The sequence below is a fragment of the Caulobacter sp. genome, assembly GCF_049283275.1.
Taxonomy (GTDB): Bacteria; Pseudomonadota; Alphaproteobacteria; order Caulobacterales; family Caulobacteraceae; genus Caulobacter.
In genome coordinates this window covers 1-4,211 of sequence record NZ_JBAPVS010000312.1, presented here as the reverse complement: position 1 = coordinate 4,211, position 4,211 = coordinate 1, and the positions used below count along the sequence as shown (strand labels likewise).

At 66.2% G+C, this 4,211-nt stretch carries 2 protein-coding genes; both read left to right on the top strand.

The features are described from left to right. Positions 1–1,665, top strand: a 1,665-nt coding sequence (locus WAL33_RS17785; protein ID WP_422182852.1) for a tetratricopeptide repeat-containing sulfotransferase family protein, incomplete at its 5' end; no start/stop codon positions are given. A 126-nt stretch (positions 1,666–1,791) separates the two neighbouring features. Then, complete coding sequence (locus WAL33_RS17780) at positions 1,792–4,155, top strand: TonB-dependent receptor (protein ID WP_422182851.1); 2,364 nt, start codon at positions 1,792–1,794, stop codon at positions 4,153–4,155. The last annotated feature ends 56 nt before the right edge of the window (positions 4,156–4,211 follow it).

The window sequence follows — 4,211 nt, the reverse complement described above, 5'->3', positions numbered from 1 at the left end:
GCCGAGGCCCTGGAGCAGGTCGGCGACGACGACGGCGCCCAGGCCGCCCGGGCCCGGCAGATCAAGGGCGGAACCCGCGACCCGGCCCTGATGACCGCCGCCACCGCCCTGGTCGACGGCAAGCCTGGCGACGCCGAGACGATCCTGCGCAGCTTGCTGGAGACCCGGCCCGACGAGCCGGCGGCGCTGCGCATGCTGGCCGAGGCCGTCGCCCGCCTGGGTCGCCAGGAGGAGGCCGAGACCCTGCTGGTCCGCTGCCTGGAGATCGCCCCCGGCTTCACCGCCGCCCGCTACAACCTGGCGACCGTGATCTACCGGCTGGGCCGCTCGGAAGAGGCCCTGGCCCAGCTGGACCCGCTGCTGGCCGCCGAGCCGCGCAATCCCGCCTACGCCAACCTCAAGGCCGCCGCCCTGGCGCGGATCGGCGAGTACGCCCAGGCCATCGCCCTCTACGAGGACGTGCTGGCCCGCTATCCCCAACAGGCGAAGGGCTGGATGAGCTATGGCCACGCCCTGAAGACCGTCGGCCGCTCCGCCGAGAGCGCGAGCGCCTACCGCAAGGCCGTCGACCTGGCCCCGTCCCTGGGCGAGGCCTGGTGGAGCCTGGCCAACATGAAGACCTACCGCTTCACCGACCAGGACCTGACGGCGATGCAGGCCCAGCTGGCCCGCCAGGACCTGTCGGAGGACGACCGCCTGCATCTGGACTACGCCCTGGGCAAGGCCCACGAGGACGCCGGCCGCTACGCCGAATCCTTCGCCCACTACGCCAAGGGCGCCGAAGTGCGGCGGGCCCAGATCCACTACGATCCGACCGTGATGACCCAGCACGTGGCGCGCAGCAAGGCGGCGCTGACCGCGGACCTGTTCGCTTCGCGGGCCGGGCAGGGATGCCCCGCGCCGGACCCGATCTTCGTCCTGGGCCTGCCGCGCGCCGGCTCGACCCTGATCGAGCAGATCCTGGCCAGCCACTCGGCGGTCGAGGGCACGATGGAGCTGCCCGACGTCACCTCGATGGCCCGGCGGCTGGGCGGAGCCAAGAACACCAAGGAGGAATCCGCCTATCCCGAGGTCCTGGCCGCCCTGAGTCCGGAGGATCTCAAGGCGCTGGGGGAAGAGTTCCTCGACCGCACCCGCGTGCAGCGCAAGACCGACCGGCCGTTGTTCATCGACAAGATGCCCAACAACTTCGCCCATATCGGCCTGATCGCCCTGATGCTGCCCAACGCCAAGATCATCGACGCGCGGCGCCACCCGATGGGCTGCTGCTTCTCGGGCTTCAAGCAGCACTTCGCCCGCGGTCAGAACTTCAGCTACGGCCTGGAGGACATCGGCCGCTACTACGCCGACTATGTGGAGCTGATGGCCCATTTCGACGCCGTGCTGCCCGGCCGCGTGCACCGGGTGATCTACGAGTCGATGATCGAGGATCCGGAAGCGGAGATCCGCGCCCTGCTGGACTATTGCGGTCTGCCGTTCGAGGAATCCTGCCTGAACTTCCACGAAAACGACCGCGCCGTGCGCACGGCAAGCTCAGAGCAGGTCCGTCGGCCGATCTTCAAGGATGCGGTCGAGCATTGGCAGAACTACGAATCATGGCTGGACCCGCTGAAGACCGCTCTGGGACCGGTCCTATCCAGCTATCCCACCGCGCCTGAATTTTGATCAGCCGCCGCGAACCCTGCCATTTCTGCAACAGTCAGCCGAATTGACGTTTGTTTGAATTTTGATCCTTGCGGGGACAAAAACCGAGGAAGACCATCGTTCACCTAACCAGTTCGGGGGAGCGATATGCCGTTGACCAAGCGTAACACGCACGGATCGTCCAAGGGGGCGATCTGGACCACCGCCCTCCTGGCGTCCTCCATGCTGACCACCGTGACCGTCCACGCCCAGACGGCGCCGAGCGGCGCGGTGGCGCTGGAAGAGGTGGTCGTCACCGCCCAGAAGCGCTCGGAAAACCTGCAGGACGTGCCGATCAGCATCCAGGCCCTGGGGACCCAGACCCTGGAAGAGCGCCACGTCAGCGGCCTCAACGACTATGTGAAGTTCCTGCCCAGCGTGTCGATCCAGACCACCTCGCCGGGCTTCTCCAGCGTGTTCATGCGCGGCGTGGTCAGCGGCGACAACGCCAACCACTCCGGCCCGCTGCCGACCGTCGGCACCTATCTGGACGAGCAGCCGATCACCACGATCCAGGGCGCGCTCGACGTCCACGTCTACGACATCGCGCGGGTCGAGGCGCTGTCCGGGCCGCAGGGCACGCTGTACGGCGCCAGCTCGATGGCCGGCACGGTGCGGATCATCACCAACAAGCCCAGCACCGCCGGCTTCAGCGCCGGCTACGACGTGGAGGCCAACACGGTCTCCAAGGGCGACGCCGGCTATGTGGTCGAGGGCTTCGTCAACCAGCCGATCAGCGACACCGTCGCCGTGCGCCTGGTCGGTTGGGCCGAGCATGACGGCGGCTATATCGACAACGTGCCGCAGTCACGCTTCTTCCCGACCTCGCAGGTGACCCGCGACAACGCCAGCCAAGTGAAGAAGGACTACAACGACGTCGACACCTATGGCGCGCGGGCGGCCCTGCGCATCGAGGCCGGTGAAAACTGGGTGATCACCCCCAGCATCATGGGCCAGCAGCAGAAGGTGCACGGCCTGTTCGCCTTCGATCCCAGCCTGGGCGACCTGAAGGTGGCGCACTACTATCCCGAAGGCTCCAACGACAAATGGAGCCAGGCGGCCCTGACCGTCGAAGGCCAGATCAGCAATTTCGATGTGGTCTATGCCGGCTCATACCTGAAGCGCACGGTCGACAGCACGTCGGACTACAACGACTATTCGTTCTTCTACGACACCCTGACCACCTACGGGCAGTACTATACCGACAACGCCGGCGATCCGGTGGATCCGTCGCAGTACATCCAGGCCCGGGACGGCTACAGCAAGCAGAGCCACGAGATCCGCATCTCCAGCCCGCAGGAGAACCGCGTCCGCTTCGTCGGCGGCCTGTTCTACCAGCAGCAGAAGCACAACATCTTCCAGAACTACAAGATCGACGGGCTGGGCACGGACTTCTCGGTGACCGGCTATCCCCACACCGTGTGGCTGACCAAGCAGAAGCGGGTCGACGAAGACCAGGCGGCGTTCGGCGAGGTGGCGTTCGACATCACCGACCAGCTGACCCTGACCGGCGGCGTCCGCTTCTTCAAGGCGCAAAACAGCCTGAAGGGGTTCTTCGGTTTTGGGATCGATTTCCCGTTCAGCTCCGGCGAGAAGCAGTGCTTCGGTCCGCCGATCGTCGACGGTTCGCCCTGTACGAACCTGAACAAGAGCATCAAGGAAAACGGCAACTCGCCGAAGGTCAACCTGACCTACAAGATCGACTCCGACAAACTGGTCTACGCCACCTATTCCGAAGGCTTCCGGCCAGGCGGCATCAATCGCCGCGGCACGGTGCCGCCCTACACCGCCGACTTCCTGAAGAACTACGAGGCGGGGTGGAAAACCTCCTGGCTCGACAACCGGGTGCGCTGGAACGGCGCGGCCTATATCGAGGAGTGGAAGGACTTCCAGGTCGGCCTGCTGGGCGCCAACAGCCTGACCGAGGTGCGCAACGCCGGCAGCGCGCGGGTCAAGGGCGTGGAGACCGACATCAACTGGGCGGTCATGCGCGGTTGGACGATCTCCGGCGCGGCGGCCTACACCAGCGCTCACCTGACCGAGAATTTCTGCCTGGCGCTGGTCAACGACCAGCAGGTCACCGACTGCCCCGATCCCGAGGCGCCCAAGGGCTCGGTCCTGCCGATCACCCCCAAGTTCAAGGGCAACCTGACCAGCCGCTACGAGTGGGACTGGGGCGACTACCGGGCCCACGTCCAGGCGGCCGGGGTCTATCAGACCGGCAGCTGGACCGACCTGCGGATCATCGAGCGCGAACTGATCGGCCGACAGAAGGCCTATGGCGTGCTGGACCTGACCACGGGCCTGGACCGCGACAACTGGAGCGTCGAGCTGTTCGTCAAGAACGCCTTCGACAAGCGCGCCAGCCTCTATCGCTACGCCGAGTGCAACGAGTCGATCTGCGGCAACCAAGTCTATCAGGTGCCCAACCAACCGCGGCTGATGGGCGTCAAGTTCGGGCAGAAGTTCTAGGGCCCGCGAAAACCCCCTCAGTCGCTCCGCGACAGCTCCCCCGGAGGGGGAGCATC